General features: G+C 61.2%; 13 protein-coding genes. 12 read left to right on the forward strand and 1 reads right to left on the reverse strand.

Annotated elements, in window-relative coordinates; genetic code table 11:
• Nucleotides 1–101: 101 nt before the first annotated feature.
• The 12 genes from QMK54_RS00625 (at nucleotide 102) to QMK54_RS00680 (ending at nucleotide 16,085) form a co-directional block, all read left to right on the forward strand.
• Nucleotides 102–1,451 (forward strand): TolC family outer membrane protein, encoded by a 1,350-nt coding sequence (locus QMK54_RS00625; RefSeq protein ID WP_110661656.1) that lies wholly within the window; start codon nucleotides 102–104, stop codon nucleotides 1,449–1,451.
• A 42-nt stretch (nucleotides 1,452–1,493) separates the two neighbouring features.
• A complete protein-coding gene (locus tag QMK54_RS00630) occupies nucleotides 1,494–3,650 on the forward strand; it encodes a type I secretion system permease/ATPase (RefSeq protein WP_223593308.1) in 2,157 nt (718 codons plus the stop codon).
• Complete coding sequence (locus QMK54_RS00635; RefSeq protein WP_223593306.1) at nucleotides 3,640–5,004, forward strand: HlyD family type I secretion periplasmic adaptor subunit; 1,365 nt, start codon at nucleotides 3,640–3,642, stop codon at nucleotides 5,002–5,004. The genes QMK54_RS00630 and QMK54_RS00635 overlap by 11 nt, the downstream gene beginning before the upstream one ends.
• Nucleotides 5,005–5,375: 371 nt before the next feature.
• Nucleotides 5,376–6,263 carry a TauD/TfdA dioxygenase family protein gene (locus QMK54_RS00640; RefSeq protein ID WP_110658989.1) on the forward strand — a complete coding sequence of 296 codons (888 nt, stop codon included), beginning with the start codon at nucleotides 5,376–5,378 and terminating at the stop codon, nucleotides 6,261–6,263.
• Nucleotides 6,264–6,281: 18 nt separating this feature from the next.
• Complete coding sequence (locus QMK54_RS00645) at nucleotides 6,282–7,307, forward strand: ABC transporter substrate-binding protein (RefSeq protein ID WP_110658991.1); 1,026 nt, start codon at nucleotides 6,282–6,284, stop codon at nucleotides 7,305–7,307.
• A gap of 5 nt (nucleotides 7,308–7,312) precedes the next feature.
• Entirely contained in the window at nucleotides 7,313–8,173 is an 861-nt protein-coding gene (locus QMK54_RS00650; protein ID WP_223593297.1) for an ABC transporter ATP-binding protein, read from the forward strand.
• Nucleotides 8,174–8,194: 21 nt separating this feature from the next.
• Complete coding sequence (locus tag QMK54_RS00655; RefSeq protein WP_223593295.1) at nucleotides 8,195–9,061, forward strand: ABC transporter permease; 867 nt, start codon at nucleotides 8,195–8,197, stop codon at nucleotides 9,059–9,061.
• A gap of 116 nt (nucleotides 9,062–9,177) precedes the next feature.
• On the forward strand, nucleotides 9,178–10,107 hold the full coding sequence (locus QMK54_RS00660) for a LysR family transcriptional regulator (RefSeq protein WP_223593293.1): 930 nt from the start codon (nucleotides 9,178–9,180) through the stop codon (nucleotides 10,105–10,107).
• 121 nt (nucleotides 10,108–10,228) lie between these two features.
• Nucleotides 10,229–11,749: an MFS transporter gene (locus QMK54_RS00665; RefSeq protein WP_320401852.1), complete on the forward strand. Its 1,521-nt coding sequence runs from the start codon at nucleotides 10,229–10,231 to the stop codon at nucleotides 11,747–11,749.
• Nucleotides 11,750–11,775: 26 nt separating this feature from the next.
• Nucleotides 11,776–12,840 carry an HlyD family secretion protein gene (locus tag QMK54_RS00670; protein ID WP_320401853.1) on the forward strand — a complete coding sequence of 355 codons (1,065 nt, stop codon included), beginning with the start codon at nucleotides 11,776–11,778 and terminating at the stop codon, nucleotides 12,838–12,840.
• Nucleotides 12,837–14,384: an efflux transporter outer membrane subunit gene (locus QMK54_RS00675; protein ID WP_320401854.1), complete on the forward strand. Its 1,548-nt coding sequence runs from the start codon at nucleotides 12,837–12,839 to the stop codon at nucleotides 14,382–14,384. Before QMK54_RS00670 ends, QMK54_RS00675 begins: the two co-directional genes overlap by 4 nt.
• A gap of 117 nt (nucleotides 14,385–14,501) precedes the next feature.
• On the forward strand, nucleotides 14,502–16,085 hold the full coding sequence (locus QMK54_RS00680; protein ID WP_320401855.1) for a glycosyltransferase family 39 protein: 1,584 nt from the start codon (nucleotides 14,502–14,504) through the stop codon (nucleotides 16,083–16,085).
• An 18-nt stretch (nucleotides 16,086–16,103) separates the two neighbouring features.
• On the opposite strand, the gene QMK54_RS00685 is transcribed toward QMK54_RS00680, so the two are convergent.
• Nucleotides 16,104–16,862 (reverse strand): slipin family protein, encoded by a 759-nt coding sequence (locus QMK54_RS00685; RefSeq protein WP_110659007.1) that lies wholly within the window; start codon nucleotides 16,860–16,862, stop codon nucleotides 16,104–16,106.
• Nucleotide 16,863: the final 1 nt, after the last annotated feature.

Raw genomic sequence — 16,863 nt, forward strand, 5'->3', positions numbered from 1 at the left:
CTTTTGAACTTTCCGACATACGGTCATTCGGCTTGCCATCTTCCGACACGGCGCGTTTTTCAGCCGTGATTCAAGACAAGAAGTCCTGGGAAATTCCTACAATGCGTTCGCCTTTGTTCATGGCTATACCTTTCGCCCTCGCCGCGTCTTTCGTCCAGGCGCAATCCTTACCAGAAGCCATGCAACAAGCGCTGGATGTCCATCCGGAGGTCCAGGCTGGCGTCAACAGCCGACTGGCTGCCGATTATCAGTTGAAGGCTGCGAAGGGTGGGTACTTGCCACGGGTCGACCTGCTGGGCGGTTATGGTCGTGAAGGTACCGATAGCGTGACAACGCGGGACGGCAGCAACAACCACTACGAAACCCTGAATCGCAGCGAGTCGAGCTTGCGACTGACCCAAATGGTCTTTGACGGTTTTGCGACGTCCAGCGAAGTAGGGCGTCAACAAGCCACCGTCAACTCCCGCGCCTATTCGCTGCTGAGTACTTCCGAGCGTACCGGGTTGACCGTGGCCCAGGTTTATCTCGACGTGCTGACCCGTCGTGAGTTCGTGCGTCTGGCCGAGGACAACCTCAAGAGCCACCAACGCATTTACGACCAGATCCAGCTGCGCACCCAGCGCGGCGTCGGCAGCGGCGCCGACCTCGATCAGGCGGAGGCGCGGATGGCCCAGGCGCGCAACAACCTGATCACCGAGCAGACCAATCTGGCTGATGCCGAAACCAACTACCTCTCGGCGGTCGGCCAGATGCCCGATCAACTGGAGCGCCCGGCGAGTTTCTTGGCGCTGATGCCGGCCAATCTGAATGAAGCCCGTGCGCAGATGCTGGAAAACAGCCCGATCCTGCGCTCGGCCGAATCCGATATTGCCGCTGCAGAGAAGCAGTACGACACGGCCAAGTCGACGTTCTACCCACGCTTCGATGCTGAGTTGGGTCGTACCGCGGACAACGACATTGATGGCCAGAACGGTCACAACAACGAATGGCAAGCCATGCTGCGCATGCGCTTCAACCTGTATTCCGGCGGCAGCAACAAGGCTGATCTGGAATCCAAGTCCTACCTGTCGAACCAGGCGCTGGATATCCGCAACAACGCCTTGCGCCAATTGAACGAAGAACTGGGCCTGGCCTGGAACGCCCTGAACAATGCCAACGCGCAGGTGCCGATCGCCCAGCAATACGTCGATCATAGCACCGCCGTGCGTACCGCTTATCAGCGTCAGTTCAGCCTTGGCGAGCGCACCCTGCTGGATTTGCTCGACAGCGAGAACGAACTGTTCAGCTCTTCTCGCCGCCTGGCGGAGATCAAGAACATTCAGTTATTTACTCAGTACCGAATCAAGGCGACCATGGGCGAGTTGCTCAAGAGCCAGGGAGTGGTCGCACCATTGGCATCCGTTGTGCAGAACGACGTGAAGCCCAAGGTCCAATTGCCCGGTATGAATTGAGCAGGACCTTCATTGTTCAATTGTTAGCCAAGAGTGCCGAGCGTGGAATCAGAAGTCAGTCGGGTTCAACTCATTCATGATCCGCGCGCGTTGCATGACGATCCGCTACTGGATGGCCTGCTCGCTCTTTGCATGCTGCACCAGAAGCCTGCCAGCGCGGCAATGCTCACCACCGGCCTGCCGCTGCCCGAGCAACGCTTGAGTGTCGAGTTGCTGCCACGTGCGGCCGCTCGCGCGGGGCTGCAAGGTCGGGTGCTGCAACGCAAGCTGGAAGATATTCCGGCGATTGCCATGCCGGCATTGTTGCTGCTCAAGGACGGTCGCAGTGCCGTCCTGCTTGGCTGGCAAGGCGAAGATCAGGTGCGGGTGCTGCTCAGCGAAAGCGATGGCGGCGAATCCCTGGTCAGCCGCGAGCTGCTGGCTGACGACTATACCGGCAAGGTCTTTTTCGCCCAGCCCCAGCACAAATTCGACGTCAATCACGGCACGCTGATCCCGCGTGCGCGCTCGTGGTTCCGCGACACCCTCAAGCGTTCGCGCTGGCTGTACGCCGACGCCATCGCCGCCAGTTTCCTGATCAACATCATTGCCATGGCCGCGCCATTGTTCGTGATGAACGTCTACGACCGCGTCGTGCCGAACCAGGCTGAGGCGACGTTGTGGGTGCTGGCGCTCGGCATCTCTGGCGCCTATCTCTTCGACCTGATCCTGAAAAGCCTGCGCAGCCTGTGCCTGGATCTGGCCGGCAAGAAAACCGACCTGATCATCTCGGCCACGCTGTTCGAGCGCATCGTCGGCATGGCCATGAAGTATCGGCCGGCGCGGGTCGGCAGCTTTGCCCAGAACATCCACGAGTTCCAGAGCCTGCGCGATTTCCTCGCCTCGCTGACCCTCACCAGCCTGATCGACCTGCCGTTCACCCTCCTGATTTTCCTCGTCATCGCGATCCTCGGCGGGCATCTGGTGTGGATCCCGGTGCTGGCATTCCCGATTGCCCTGGCCATCGGCTACGCCCTGCAGAAACCCCTGGTGGCGACCATGGAGCGGACCATGGCGCTGGGGGCCGAGCGGCAGTCGAGCCTGATCGAAACCCTGGCTGGCCTGGATGCGGTGAAGGTCAACAACGCCGAAAGCGAACGCCAGTATCAGTGGGAACAGACCATCGGCACCCTCAGCCGCCTTGAGTTGCGGGTGAAGATGCTGTCCGGCCTGGCGATGAACATCACCTTGCTGATCCAGCAGCTGGCCGGGGTGATCATGATCGTCTTCGGCGTGTACCAGATCATCGACGGTCACCTGAGCATGGGTGGCCTGGTGGCTTGCTACATGCTTAGTGGCCGTGCGCTCAGCCCGCTGGCGTCATTGTCCGGGTTGTTGACCCGCTATCAGCAGGCGCGGGTGACCATGACCTCGGTCGACCAGATGATGGAGCTGCCCCAGGAACGCAATTTCGAGGAGCGTCCGCTCAGCCGCAAGGTGCTGCAGGGCGGTATTGAGTGCCGCCAGCTCAACTTCACCTACCCGCAACAGCAGAACCCGGCGCTGAAGAACATCAACCTGTCGATTCTTCCCGGCGAGAAAGTCGGGATCATTGGTCGAAGCGGCTCGGGCAAGAGCTCGCTGGCGAAATTGCTGGTGGGGCTGTATCAGCCGGATGACGGCTCGCTGTTGGTCGATGGTGTGGATATCCGTCAGATCGACGTCAGCGAGCTGCGTTACAACATCGGCTACGTGCCTCAGGACATTCAGTTGCTCGCCGGCACCTTGCGCGACAACCTGGTTTCCGGCGCGCGGTATGTCGAGGACGAACTGGTGCTGCAAGCGGCCGAGCTGGCCGGTGTCCACGAATATGCGCGCCTGCATCCGCAGGGTTATGAGCTGCAAGTGGGTGAGCGCGGGCAGAACCTTTCCGGCGGTCAACGGCAGAACGTTGCCCTGGCCCGTGCACTGTTGCTCAACCCGCCGATCCTGCTGCTCGACGAGCCGACCAGTGCCATGGATAACACTGGCGAAGAGCGCCTCAAGCAGCGCCTGGCGGCGGTGATCGAGAACAAGACCATGGTGCTGGTGACGCACCGGGCATCGCTGTTGTCGCTGGTCGATCGACTGATCGTGATCGACCGCGGGCAGATACTCGCCGATGGCCCGAAAGCCGCGGTGATGGAAGCGTTGAAGAAGGGGCAGATCAGTGTTGCTTAAGTCGGGTAAGGGTTCGATCCTTCGCTACTTCAAAGGCTCTGCTTCGCTGCAGGGCCAGCCGCTGCCGGAGGTCAACAAGGCGCTGATCGAGGATGCGCCACGGGTGGTACGGCTGACGATCTGGGCGATCATCGCGTTCTTTGTATTCCTGATGCTCTGGGCCAACTTCGCGGTCATCGACGAAGTGACCAAGGGCGACGGCAAGGCGATTCCCTCGTCGAAGATCCAGAAAATCCAGAACCTTGAAGGCGGTATCGTCTCAGAACTGTTCGTCAAGGAAGGCCAGATCGTCGAAGCTGGCGCACCGCTGCTTCGCCTGGACGACACGCGATTTGCTTCGAACGTCGGCGAAACCGAGGCCGACCGGATGTCGATGGTGCTGCGGGTCGAGCGCTTGAGCGCCGAAGTCGATGATCGCCCGCTGAACTTTCCCGAGGATGTGCTCAAGGCCGTGCCGGGTCAGGCCAAGAGCGAAGAGTCGCTCTATATCAGCCGCCGCCAGCAGTTGCATGACGAGATTGGCGGCTTGCAGGAGCAACTGATCCAGCGCCAGCAAGAGCTGCGCGAATTCACCTCCAAGCAGGCGCAGTATCGCCAGCAATTGGGCTTCCAGCGTCAGGAAATCAACATGTCCGAGCCGTTGGTGGCCCAGGGCGCGGTATCCCCGGTGGAAGTCTTGCGCCTCAGGCGTGCCGAAGCGGAGACCCGTGGCCAGCTCGACGCCACCACCCTGGCTATTCCGCGAGCCGAATCGGCGATCAAGGAAGTACAGCGCAAGATCGACGAAACCCGCGGCAAGTTCCGTAGCGATGCCCTGACCCAGCTCAATGAAGCACGTACCGATCTGAACAAGGCCCAGGCCACCGGCAAGGCCCTGGAAGACCGGGTCAGTCGCACGCTGGTCACTTCGCCGGTGCGCGGTATCGTCAACAAGTTGCTGGTCAATACCATCGGCGGGGTTATCCAGCCAGGCAGCGACCTGGTGGAAATCGTACCGCTGGACGACACCTTGCTGGTCGAGGCGAAGATCCGCCCGCAGGACATCGCGTTCCTGCACCCGGGGCAGGAAGCGACGGTGAAATTTACCGCCTATGACTACACCATCTACGGCGGGATGAAGGCCAAGCTGGAGCAGATCGGCGCCGATACCATTACCGACGAAGACAAGAAAACTACCTACTACCTCATCAAGCTGCGCACCGACCGCAGCCACCTGGGTACCGATGAAAAGCCGTTGCTGATCATTCCTGGGATGGTGGCCTCGGTGGACATCATTACCGGCAAGAAGACCATTCTCAGCTATCTGATCAAGCCGATCATCAAGGCGCGGGCCGAGGCGCTGCACGAGCGCTAGATCTTTAGTTGATTCACTGGCCCCATCGCGGGCAAGCCCGACTCCTACAGGTTTTTGTGTCGAACACATGATCGTGCTTCAACAAAGAACCTTGTGGGAGCCGGGCTTGCCCGCGATGGCGTCAGTCAAAACACCTCAACCCTGTCAGTAAGTGACAAAAAACGTCACTCTGCCGTTCGCTCAGTCCCTTCTCAATCGCCATATCGTTATTCATTAACGGTATTTAAATTTCAATTCTTATATCTATAAAGTTAATCCCCTGCGTACCTGCCGACCAATCGGCGCGCCGCACGACACGAACCAACACGGGATCTCCGTGAGTTTCTGATCGACGCGCGCGCCTTTGAGCGTGCCGTGCGTGGGAGTGATTTATGTCTGCAGCTTCAGCTTCGCCAAGCATTGCGCCACAATTCTTTGAAGTCCGCCCATTCAGCGGTGCGGTGGGTGCCGAAATCATCGGTCTCGACCTGTCCCGCCCAATCAATGATCAGGACTTCGCACGCATTCACCGCGCGCATCTGGACCATCATGTGGTGGTGTTCCGTGACCAGCGCATCACCCCCGAACAGCACATCGACTTCAGCCGTCGTTTTGGCGTGTTGCAGATTCATGTGCTCAAGCAGTTCCTGCTGGCAGGGCATCCGGAAATCCTCATCGTTTCCAACGTCGTCGAAAACGGCCAGAACATTGGCTTGGGCGATGCCGGCAAGTTCTGGCACTCCGACCTCTCCTACAAGGAGCTGCCGAGCCTGGGTTCGATGCTGCACGCCCAGGAGCTGCCATCGGAGGGCGGCGACACGCTGTTCGCCGACATGCACAAAGCCTGGGACAACCTGCCCGAGGCGCTGCGCACAGCGGTGGAAGGCCGCTCGGCCGCGCACTCCTACACGGCGCGTTACAGCGAGACCAAATTCGAAGGCAACTGGCGCCCGACCCTGACCCAGGAGCAACTGGCCCAGGTTGCGGAAGTGGTGCACCCGGTCGTGCGTACCCACCCGGAAAACGGCCGCAAGGCCCTGTTCGTCAGTGAAGGGTTCACCACCCGCATCGTTGGCCTGCCGGAAGACGAGAGCCAACAACTGCTGACCGAGCTCTACGCCCACAGCGTACTGCCGCAAAACATCTATCGCCATCAATGGCAGCCCCATGACCTGGTGTTCTGGGACAACCGTTCGCTGATCCACCTCGCCGCCGGATGCCCCAGCCATCTGCGCCGCAAGTTGTATCGCACCACCATCCAGGGCGACGCGCCTTTCTGATTTGTCGGAGATTTGACCATGTCCAAACGTCTGCCCTTTGCACCCCTGGCCGCCGCCATTGGCCTGGGTTTCAGCCTGATCGCCGGCAGCCTGGTGGCGCCGACCGTGGCCCACGCCGAAGGTGAAATCCGCATCGCCGAACAATTCGGCATCGTCTACCTGCTACTGAACGTGGTACGCGATCAGAACCTGATCGAGAAGTACGGCAAGCAGGAAGGTATCGACATCAAGGTCGACTGGACCCAGCTCTCTGGCGGGGCGGCGGTCAACGATGCGTTGCTGTCCGGCTCCATCGACATTGCCGGTGCCGGCGTCGGTCCGTTGCTGACCATCTGGGACCGTACCCATGGCAAGCAGAACGTCAAGGCCGTGGCTTCCCTCGGCAACTTCCCGTACTACCTGGTGAGCAATAACCCCAAGGTCAAGACCATCGCCGACTTCACCGAGAAGGACCGCATCGCGGTGCCGGCCGTGGGTGTTTCGGTGCAGTCGCGTTTCCTGCAATACGCAGCCGCCAAACAGTGGGGTGACAAGGACTTCAATCGCCTCGACAAGTACACCATCGCGGTTCCGCACCCCGACGCGACAGCGGCGTTGGTGGCCGGCGGCACCGAGCTGAGCGGGCACTTCTCCAACCCGCCATTCCAGGATCAGGAGCTGGCCAATCCCAATGTGCATGTGGTGTTGAACACCTATGACCTGCTCGGGCCGAACTCGCCGACGGTGCTGTTCGCTACCGAGAAATTCCGCAATGAGAACCCGAAAACCTACAAAGCATTCATTGATGCGCTGACCGAAGCGGCAACCTTTGCCCAGAACGACAAAGGTGCGGCGGCGGACACTTACATCCGCGTCACCAAGGCCAAAATCGACCGCGCCGCATTGCTGAAAATCATCGACAACCCGCAGTTCGAATTCAGCGTCACGCCGAAAAATACTTACCCGTTGGCCGAGTTCCTCTACCGCGTTGGCGCGATCAAGAACAAACCGGAGTCGTGGAAGGACTACTTCTTCCAGGACGCCAAGCCACTGCAAGGGAGCTGACCGAAATGAATGCCCCTTTGCAAGGCCACACGGTCAGCAAACCGATCGCGGCAGCCCAGGCGCTGCTGTCGGTCGATAACGTCAGCCTCGAATACCGCACGCCGCAGCGTGTGGTGCGGGCGACCCATCAAGTGAGTTTCGAGATCGACCCGGCGGACCGTTTTGTCCTGCTCGGGCCGTCCGGTTGCGGCAAGTCGACATTGCTCAAGGCCGCCGCCGGATTCATCCAGCCCGTGGAAGGTGAGATCCGTCTGCAAGGTCGGCGCGTCGATGCGCCGGGGCCGGACCGGATCGTGGTGTTCCAGGAGTTCGATCAACTGCCGCCGTGGAAAACCGTTAAACAGAACGTGATGTTTCCGCTGCTGGCCTCGAAAACCCTCAAGCGCAAAGAGGCCGAGGAGCGGGCGCTGCATTATCTGGAGAAGGTGGGTTTGGCAGCGTTTGCCGATGCTTATCCGCATACCCTGTCCGGCGGCATGAAGGCACGGGTTGCCATTGCCCGGGCGTTGGCGATGCAGCCGAAAATCCTCCTGATGGACGAACCCTTCGCCGCCCTCGATGCGCTGACCCGACGCAAGATGCAGGAGGAACTGTTGCTGCTCTGGGAGGAAGTGCGCTTCACGCTGCTGTTCGTCACGCACTCCATCGAAGAGGCACTGGTGGTGGGCAACCGCATTCTGTTGCTGTCACCGCATCCAGGGCGAGTGCGGGCGGAAGTCCACAGCCATCAATACGATTTGCACAGCCTTGGCGGTGCGGCGTTTCAGGAGTCGGCACGGCGCATCCATCGGTTGTTGTTCGATGAAGGCCAATCAGCGCAAGCCGAGCATGAGCTGGACTTCGCCGACATCCGTATTGCTTATTGAGCCAGTTGAGAGGAGGGCCCGATGAGCCATTTATCATCCCCGCGTGAAGAGTTCGAAACGGTTTTGCAGCCACTGACCAGCGTGCCGCTGGAGCGTGAGTTACCCATCGGTCAACGCTTGTGGCAGCAAAGTTGGTTGCGTAAAAGCCTGATCCTGATTTTGCTTGCTGTGCTGTGGGAGGCCGTTGCCCGGTATCAGAATAACGACCTGCTGCTGCCAAGTTTTCTTCAGACCACTCATGCCCTGTACGACGGCCTGCTCAGCGGCGAATTGCTCGGCAAGGTGTGGATTTCCCTGGTGGTGTTGCTCAAGGGTTACCTGATCGGCATCGTCCTCGCGTTTGCGCTGACCACGTTGGCAGTGTCGACCCAGTTTGGGCGCGATCTGCTCAGCACCCTGACCTCGATGTTCAACCCGTTGCCGGCGATTGCGCTGCTGCCGCTGGCGCTGCTGTGGTTCGGCCTGGGTCAGAACAGCCTGATTTTCGTGCTGGTGCATTCGGTGCTCTGGGCCTTGGCGTTGAACACCTACGCCGGATTCCTCGGCGTTTCGGAAACCCTGCGCATGGCCGGGCGCAATTACGGCCTCAAGGGCATGCGTTTTGTGCTGTTCATCCTGATCCCGGCAGCATTGCCATCGATCCTTGCCGGCCTGAAGATCGGCTGGGCGTTTGCCTGGCGCACGTTGATTGCTGCGGAGCTGGTATTTGGTGCGACCAGTGGGAAGGGCGGGCTGGGGTGGTACATTTTCCAGAATCGCAATGAGCTGTACACGGACAAGGTCTTTGCTGGCCTGGCGGTGGTGATTCTGATTGGGTTGCTGGTGGAGAACCTGGTGTTTGATTCGTTGGAACGGGTGACGGTGAAACGGTGGGGGATGGTACGGTAGAAAAATCGCCAATCGCGAGCAGCTCGCGAAGGCAGCCGACCCATCATCACTGATCCAGAAGGGATGTTTGCTAGCATTGCACTTGAATCAATCCTGATCAGATATGAGTGCTTGCCATGCAACTCCCGGACATGAACCTGTTGGTCGCCCTCGACGCCTTGCTCGATGAGGGCAGCGTGGTGGGCGCCGCGCGGCGGATGAACCTGAGCCCGGCGGCCATGAGCCGGACGTTGGCGCGCATCCGCGAAGCCATTGGCGATCCGATCCTGGTGCGCGCCGGCCGTGGCCTGGTGCCGACCCCCAAGGCGCTGGCGTTGCGCGAACAGGTGCGCAGTGTGGTCGAGCAGGCCGGGCTGCTGTTTCGTTCGGCCGATACGGTGGAACTGAGTTCTCTGCGGCGGCGGTTCAGCATTCGGGCCAACGACTTCTTTGTCGGCGTTTACGGCGGCAAGCTGTTCGCCACCCTTGACCGGCAGGCGCCGCACTGCGAGTTGCGTTTCGTCCCGGAAGGCGATGGCGATGATGAGGCATTGCGCGAAGGGCGGATCGATCTGAGCGTCAGCAACACCCGGCCATTGACCCCGGAAGTGAAGGTTCAGAACCTGTTTTCCACCCACTTCGTCGGCCTGGTGCGCGAGGATCATCCGCTGCTGGACGAGGAGATCACGGCAGAGCGCTATGCCGGTTATTCCCATATCAGCATGTCCCGGCGTGGCATTGCCCGTGGTCCGATCGATACCGCGCTGAATGCCCTGGGGCTGGAGCGGCGAGTGGCGGTGATCGCGCCAAGCTTTCATGCGGCGATGTTTGCCCTGCCCGATTCCGACCTGATTCTGCCGGTGCCGAAGGAAGCCTTGCTGAGTGTGCGGCGGCTGGGGTTGAAGCTGCGCTCGTTCGACCTGCCGATTCCTTTGCCGACCCTGATGCTGACCCAGGCCTGGCACCCGCGCTTCGACAAGGACCCAGCGCACCGCTGGCTGCGTGAAACGCTGAAAGCCTGCTGCGAAGAAACGTGGCTGGCCGCACAACCTGAAATTCACCGCTGACCTCCCACAGGGTTTTGTATTGTTGCGTCTGGCGCACTTATAACCTGCCAATAAGTTGATTTTCGTCAGGCATAACGCTTCCTAGAATGCTTCGGTATTTCCACACCGGAGCTTGCAGTACATGACTTCCCTTACGGCCACCGCACCTGTTGCGGCAGCCGCTCCGCCCGTCTTCGGCCCACGGATCATCATCGGCCTGATAGGCGTGCTGCTGGCGGTGCTGGTATCGGGCCTGAACGAGATGGTGACCAAAGTCGCCCTGGCCGACATCCGCGGTGCGTTGGCCATCGGCTACGACGAAGGCACCTGGCTGGTCGCCTGTTACACCGCGACGTCCGTGGCGGCCATGGCCTTCGCGCCGTGGTGTGCGGTGACGTTCTCGTTGCGGCGTTTCACCCTGTGCGCCATCGGCCTGTTCACCCTGTTGGGCGTGTTGTGCCCCTTCGCCCCGAATTACGAAAGCCTGTTGTTGCTGCGTACCTTGCAAGGCCTGGCGGGCGGGGCATTGCCACCCATGCTGATGACCGTAGCCCTGCGGTTTCTGCCGGCCAATGTGAAGTTGTATGGCCTGGCCGGTTATGCCCTGACGGCGACATTCGGCCCGGGTCTGGGCACGCCATTGGCCGGCTTGTGGACCGAGTATGTCGGCTGGCAGTGGACCTTTTGGCAAATCGTTGCGCCGTGCCTGATTGCCATGGCTGCGGTGGCGTATGGCTTGCCCCGGGACCCGCTGCGCCTGGAACGCTTCAAGTCTTTCAACTGGCGCGGTGTGCTGCTGGGTTTTCCCGCCATCTGCATGCTGGTGATCGGCATCCTGCAAGGCAACCGCCTGGATTGGTTCGAATCCAGCCTGATCTGCGGGCTGCTCGGTGGCGGGCTGTTGTTACTGGTGCTGTTTTTGGCCGGCGAGTGCTCGCAGCCGATACCCTTTTTCAAGATGCAGATGCTCGGCATCCGTAACCTGTCTTTCGCCCTGCTGACCCTGGCGGGCGTGCTGGTGGTGTTGCAGGCGGTGATCATCATTCCGTCCAGCTACCTGGCGCAGGTCCAGGGTTATCGCCCGGTGCAGACCGCGCCGATCATGCTGCTGGCGGCGCTGCCGCAATTGATTGCGCTGCCGTTGGTGGCGGCGCTGTGCAACTTTCGCTGGGTCGATTGCCGCTGGGTGTTGGGCATCGGCCTGAGCATGCTGGCGCTGTCGTGCGTCGGTGGCTCGCAACTGACGTCCGCGTGGATTCGTGACGATTTCTACGTGCTGCAATGGCTGCAGATTTTCGGCCAGCCCATGGCGGTGCTGCCGCTACTGATGCTGTCCACCGGCAGCATCAACCCGATGCAAGGGCCGTTCGCATCGGCCTGGTTCAACACCGTCAAAGGCCTGTCGGCGGTCATCGCCACCGGGGTGATCGAAGCGCTGACCACGGCACGCCTGCATTTTCACTCGACCATGCTGGTCGATCGCCTCGGCAACTCGCCTCTGGTCGAGCGCGACAGCGCAAGCCTTGCTCATCGCCTGCATGAGCAAGCGCTGGTGCTCACTTCCTCTGATCTTTACCTGTGCATGGCGGGCATCGCCGTGACCTTGATCCTGTTGATTTTCTGGCTGCCGACGCGGATCTATCCGCCGCGCGCACCGACCTGAATGCTCCACTGATACAGAAGGTTTTCATGAACACTCAAGCAAAGCAGAAAGTCGTGGTTGCCGTGGCCGTCGCATTGGCCGTCGGCGTGTTGCTGTACCTGGCGATGCCTGGCCTGTTCGGCAAGCGTACCCAGCAGAACACCAACGATGCTTATGTCTCGGCGGATTACACCCTGGTCGTGCCGCGGGTCGCCGGGTTTATCCAGCAAGTGCTGGTCGAGGACAGCCAGCAGGTCAAGGCCGGGCAGTTGCTGGCACTGATCGATGACCGGGATCTGCGCGCCGCCGCCCAGGCCGCCGACGCCGAAACACTGGTGGCCAGGGCGCAACTGCAAAACGCCCGGGCGACCCTGGAGCGCCAGGCCTCGGTGATTGCCCAGGCGCAATCCTCGGTGGTCTCGGCCAAGGCGGAAATGGCCTTTGCCGAGCATGAATTGAACCGCTACAACCACCTCGCCGGAGTGGGCGCCGGCACGGTGCAAAATGCGCAGCAGGCACAAACGCGCATCGACCAGGCCTCTGCGCGGTTGGCCAACGCCACGGCGGTGCTGGCGGCGGAGCGTAAGCAAGTGGAGATCCTCACGGCCCAGCGCGATGCTGCCGAAGGGGGGCTGAAGCGGGCGCAGGCGAAGCTGGAAATGGCCAGCTACGAGCTGTCCTATACGCGGATCGTCGCGCCTCAGGACGGCATGGTTGGCGAACGCGCGGTGCGGGTCGGCGCCTACGTCACGCCGGGCAGCAAAATCCTCGCGGTGGTGCCGCTGGCACAGGCTTACGTGATGGCCAATTTCCAGGAAACCCAACTGACGGATGTGCAGCCGGGGCAGGCTGTGCAAGTGCGCGTTGACAGTCTGGGCGGTGCGGCACTCAACGGTCGTGTCGAAAGCATTGCACCGGCCACCGGGGTGACGTTCGCCGCGATCAAGCCGGACAACGCCACCGGCAACTTCACCAAGGTGGTGCAGCGGATACCGGTGAAGATCGTGCTGGATCCGGGGCAATCGCTGGCCGAGCGCTTGCGGGTGGGGATGTCGGTGGAGGCGAGTATTGATACGGCCACCGCCAAGGCGAAAGAGGTTGTTCAGCGATGAAGATTTTCGTTGATCGTGCTGACGCCTTCGCGAGCAAGCCCGCTCCCACAGTTGACCGCATTCCCCTGTGGGAGCGGGCTTGCTCGCGAAGAGGCCATCAGCCTCGCCTTACTTTATCTGCCTTGCTTGTGCTGAGCCTGTCAGCCTGCACCGTAGGCCCCGATTTCCCAAAGCCCGAAACCACACAAATCGCCGAATGGGCAAAACCATCAAAGCCAGCCGCCAGCCAGGCCGTCGCCGAATCAATGAACGAGCGTTGGTGGGAAGTGTTCCACGACCCGAAACTCTCGGCCTTGAGCCAGCGCGCCCTGACCGACAACCTCGACCTGAAGCTGGCCGGCAGCCGCTTGCAGCAAAGTCGTGCGGTGCGCCAGGTCATCACTGCCGACCGCTACCCCAGCACGGCCGCCAGTGGCGGTTACGGGCGCAATCGCAACAGTGCTGAAGGTCTGAGCGACCCGTCGGGTCACAATGGCCAATCGGCCTTCAATCTGTGGAACGCCGGCTTTTCCGCGTCCTGGGAGCTGGATTTCTGGGGCCGCGTGCGCCGGGAAACCGAAGCCGCCGACGCTAACCTTGAAGTCGCCGAGAACGACCGACGCGGTGTGCTGCTGTCGGTGCTGGCCGAAACCGCGCAGGACTACATTCAGTTGCGCGGGGTGCAGAACACCCGGCTCGTCACCGAGCAGAACCTCGATGTCGCCCGCCACAGCCTGAAGCTTTCGCAGCTGCGCCTGGCCGACGGCGTCGCGACGGATCTGGATGTCGCCGAAGCCGCCGCGCAGGTGGCGGCCATCGAATCGCGCCTGCCCGCGCTGGAGCAGCGCCAGTGGCAACTGATCAACGCCCTGAGTCTGTTGATGGGAGAACCGCCCCAGGCATTGGCCGCAGAGTTATCCACAGACGCACCGGTGCCACAAACGCCGCGACAGGTTGCCATTGGCTTGCCTTCGCAACTGGCTGAACGGCGGCCGGACATTCGCCAGGCCGAAGCACGGCTGCATGCCGCCACGGCCAGCATTGGCGTGGCCAAGGGCGATTTCTATCCGCGCATCACCTTGTCGGGGAGCATCGGTTCCCAGGCCATGCAACTGAGCGATTTCGGCTCCTGGGGCTCGCGTTCGTTCGGCATCGGCCCGCAGTTCAGCTTGCCGTTGTTCGACGGTGGCCGCTTGCGCGGAGTGTTGAACCTGCGTGAGGCGCAACAACAGGAAGCCGCTATCGCCTATCAGCAAACCGTGCTGCGCGCCTGGCATGAAATCGATGACCAGTTGAGTGCCTACAACGCCAGCCAGTTGCGCCGCGACAGCCTGGCCGAAGCGGTGCGCCAGAACCGCATTGCGCTGGACACCGCGCAACAGCAGTACGTCGAGGGCGTGGTGGATTTCGTCAACGTACTCACCGTGCAAGGGGCGTTGCTGGCCACGCAGGAACAGTGGGTCGAGAGTTCGACCGGCGTGTCTCTGGCGGCCGTCGGGTTGTACAAGGCGCTGGGTGGCGGATGGCAGTCAGTGTATCCCGTGGCGCAGACGGCGCAGCGCTGACGGTGCGGACGCCGGCTATCGCTCCATTATCGGGTCAGCATCGACGTTGCTCGGCTTGAAGGGCTAAAGTGATGCGTAATCAATCTGGCTCTTCACTCAACGTCACAAGGGGAGGCAATGGAGGCGCGCAGAGAAACGCCGATGGGCGACACTCAGGGACCGCACGCCAATCCTGGTTTCGCCAGGGGCGCGCAACCGTTGATCCGTTGGGCGAGAGAGCATTGGCTGGTGCCGATTCTGGTATTGGCCGCGCTGGTGCGCTTTTACGATCTGACCGCGGCCGCGATTTGGGGCGACGAGGGTTCCAGCCTGCTACTGGCCCGTTACTCAGTACCTGACATCTGGATGCACGCCGCCTACGACGTGCATCCACCGCTGTATTTCATGCTGTTGCACGGCTGGATCGCGATGTTTGGCGACGGCATATTGTCGATCCGCTGCCTCAGTGCCCTGCCGGGGATTGCCTCGGTCGGGCTCGGCGTATGGCTGGTCGATCGGCTCGCCACACGCCGAGCCGCAATATTGGCCGGCGTCCTGTTGGCCCTGCTGCCCACGGCGGTGCGCTACAGCCAGGAAGTACGCATGTATTCGTTACTGGGACTGTGGTTGCTGGGGGCAACCATCGCGCTGGTGTACTGGATCCGCAAGCCACAGCGCCGGCGCTATCTGGTGATCTATGTCGTGCTGATGAGCGCGGCGTTTTACACGCATTACTTCACTGCCCTGTGCGTGCTCTGCTATTGGTTGTACCTGGGGATCATCCGTGTGCAGCCGGGTCATCGTCTGCGGCACATCCAGCGGGGTGACTGGTGGCTGGCCAACATGGCTATCGTGGCGCTGTATCTGCCGTGGTTACCGGGGTTCGTCGACCTGTTACGGCACCTGGACCAACTCAAGGCCAATGGCGATGTCGGCTGGGAATTGCCCGTCAGCCTGGACTCCTTGCCGTCGATGGTCTGGTCGTTGCTGACCCAGGACGACGGAGAAACCCTGCCTCCCCTGGTGTTTATTGCCTTGCCGGTGACCTTGCCGGTGTTGGCATGGGTGGCGCTGGCACGGGATCGAAGCGTGTTCCGCGGCAGTGCGTTGCTCGCGGTCTACACCTTTGTCCCGATGCTGCTGGTGTTTGCGGTGTCGTTTTTTTCGCCGATATTCATCGAGCGCTACCTCACCGCGTATGCGCTTGGCCTGCCGTTGTTGGCGGCATTGGCGATCGACCGCCTGTACAACGGCTCGCGGGTGCTGGCCCTGACGGTGCTGGTGCTGTTCGTTGGTGTGGAACTGGTGGGCCTGAAAAACAACGCGACGGTGGATGTCCATGATCAGGTCAACGTCCTTGTGGAAGACGTCAATCTGCATTTTCAGCCCGGTGACCGGATCGTCACCAGCGACATGCTCTGGTACTTGAGTTACGTCTACTACAACCGCACCAATACCCAGCCGCTGCTGTACACCCCGCCACGGGCCGATGGCACTTCGAGCCGGCCGAACGACTATGGTTTCGGTACCTTGACGACGCCAGACACTTATCTGGATCACTTGAGCGATTTGCCCAAGGGCACGGGGCGAATCTGGCTGATTGGCACCGCCGACGTACCTGACGAGTTCGCACCGTTGCCGGTGCAATGGCATATCGCACGTCAGATGAAGGCCGGTGGTGTTGCCGCGAGGTTGTACCTGTCCGGCAATACCGGGCCATGAGTGGCGTCATCGCAGTGTTCAAGGTTTCGACGACAAGTCCGCCATGCCCTTGAGCAACTCGATCGGTAGCGGAAAGACGATGGTCGAGCTCTTGTCGCCGGCAATCGAACTCAGGGTCTGCATGTAGCGCAGCTGCATGGCCCCCGGTTGGCGGCCAAGCATTTCGGCGGCCTGCATGAGTTTTTCCGAGGCCTGCAATTCACCCTCGGCGTGGATCACCTTGGCTCGCCGTTCCCGTTCGGCTTCGGCCTGCTTGGCGATGGCGCGGATCATCGATTCGTTGAGGTCCACGTGCTTGATCTCGACGTTGGCGACCTTGATGCCCCAGGCGTCGGTCTGGGCGTCGAGCACTTGCTGGATGTCCAGATTCAACCGTTCGCGTTCGGCCAGCAATTCGTCCAGTTCGTGTTTACCCAGCACCGCCCGCAACGTGGTTTGCGCCAATTGGCTGGTGGCGGCCAGGAAGTCCTCGACCTGAATGATGGCCTTCTGCGGATCGAGCACGCGGAAATACAGCACCGCGTTGACCTTCACCGACACGTTGTCGCGGGTGATCACGTCTTGCGGCGGCACGTCCAGCACCACGGTGCGCAAATCGACCCTGACCATTTGCTGGACCACCGGAATCAGCAGGATCAGGCCGGGTCCCTTGACCTGCCAGAAGCGCCCGAGTTGGAACACCACCCCGCGCTCGTACTCGCGCAGGATGCGAAACGTCGCCCCCGCCAGTGCGATCAGCAACAGCAGGAGCGCGACAAGACCCAATTGCAAACCCATG

The sequence above is a fragment of the Pseudomonas sp. P5_109 genome, assembly GCF_034009455.1.
In the GTDB taxonomy this organism is placed as follows: domain Bacteria; phylum Pseudomonadota; class Gammaproteobacteria; order Pseudomonadales; family Pseudomonadaceae; genus Aquipseudomonas.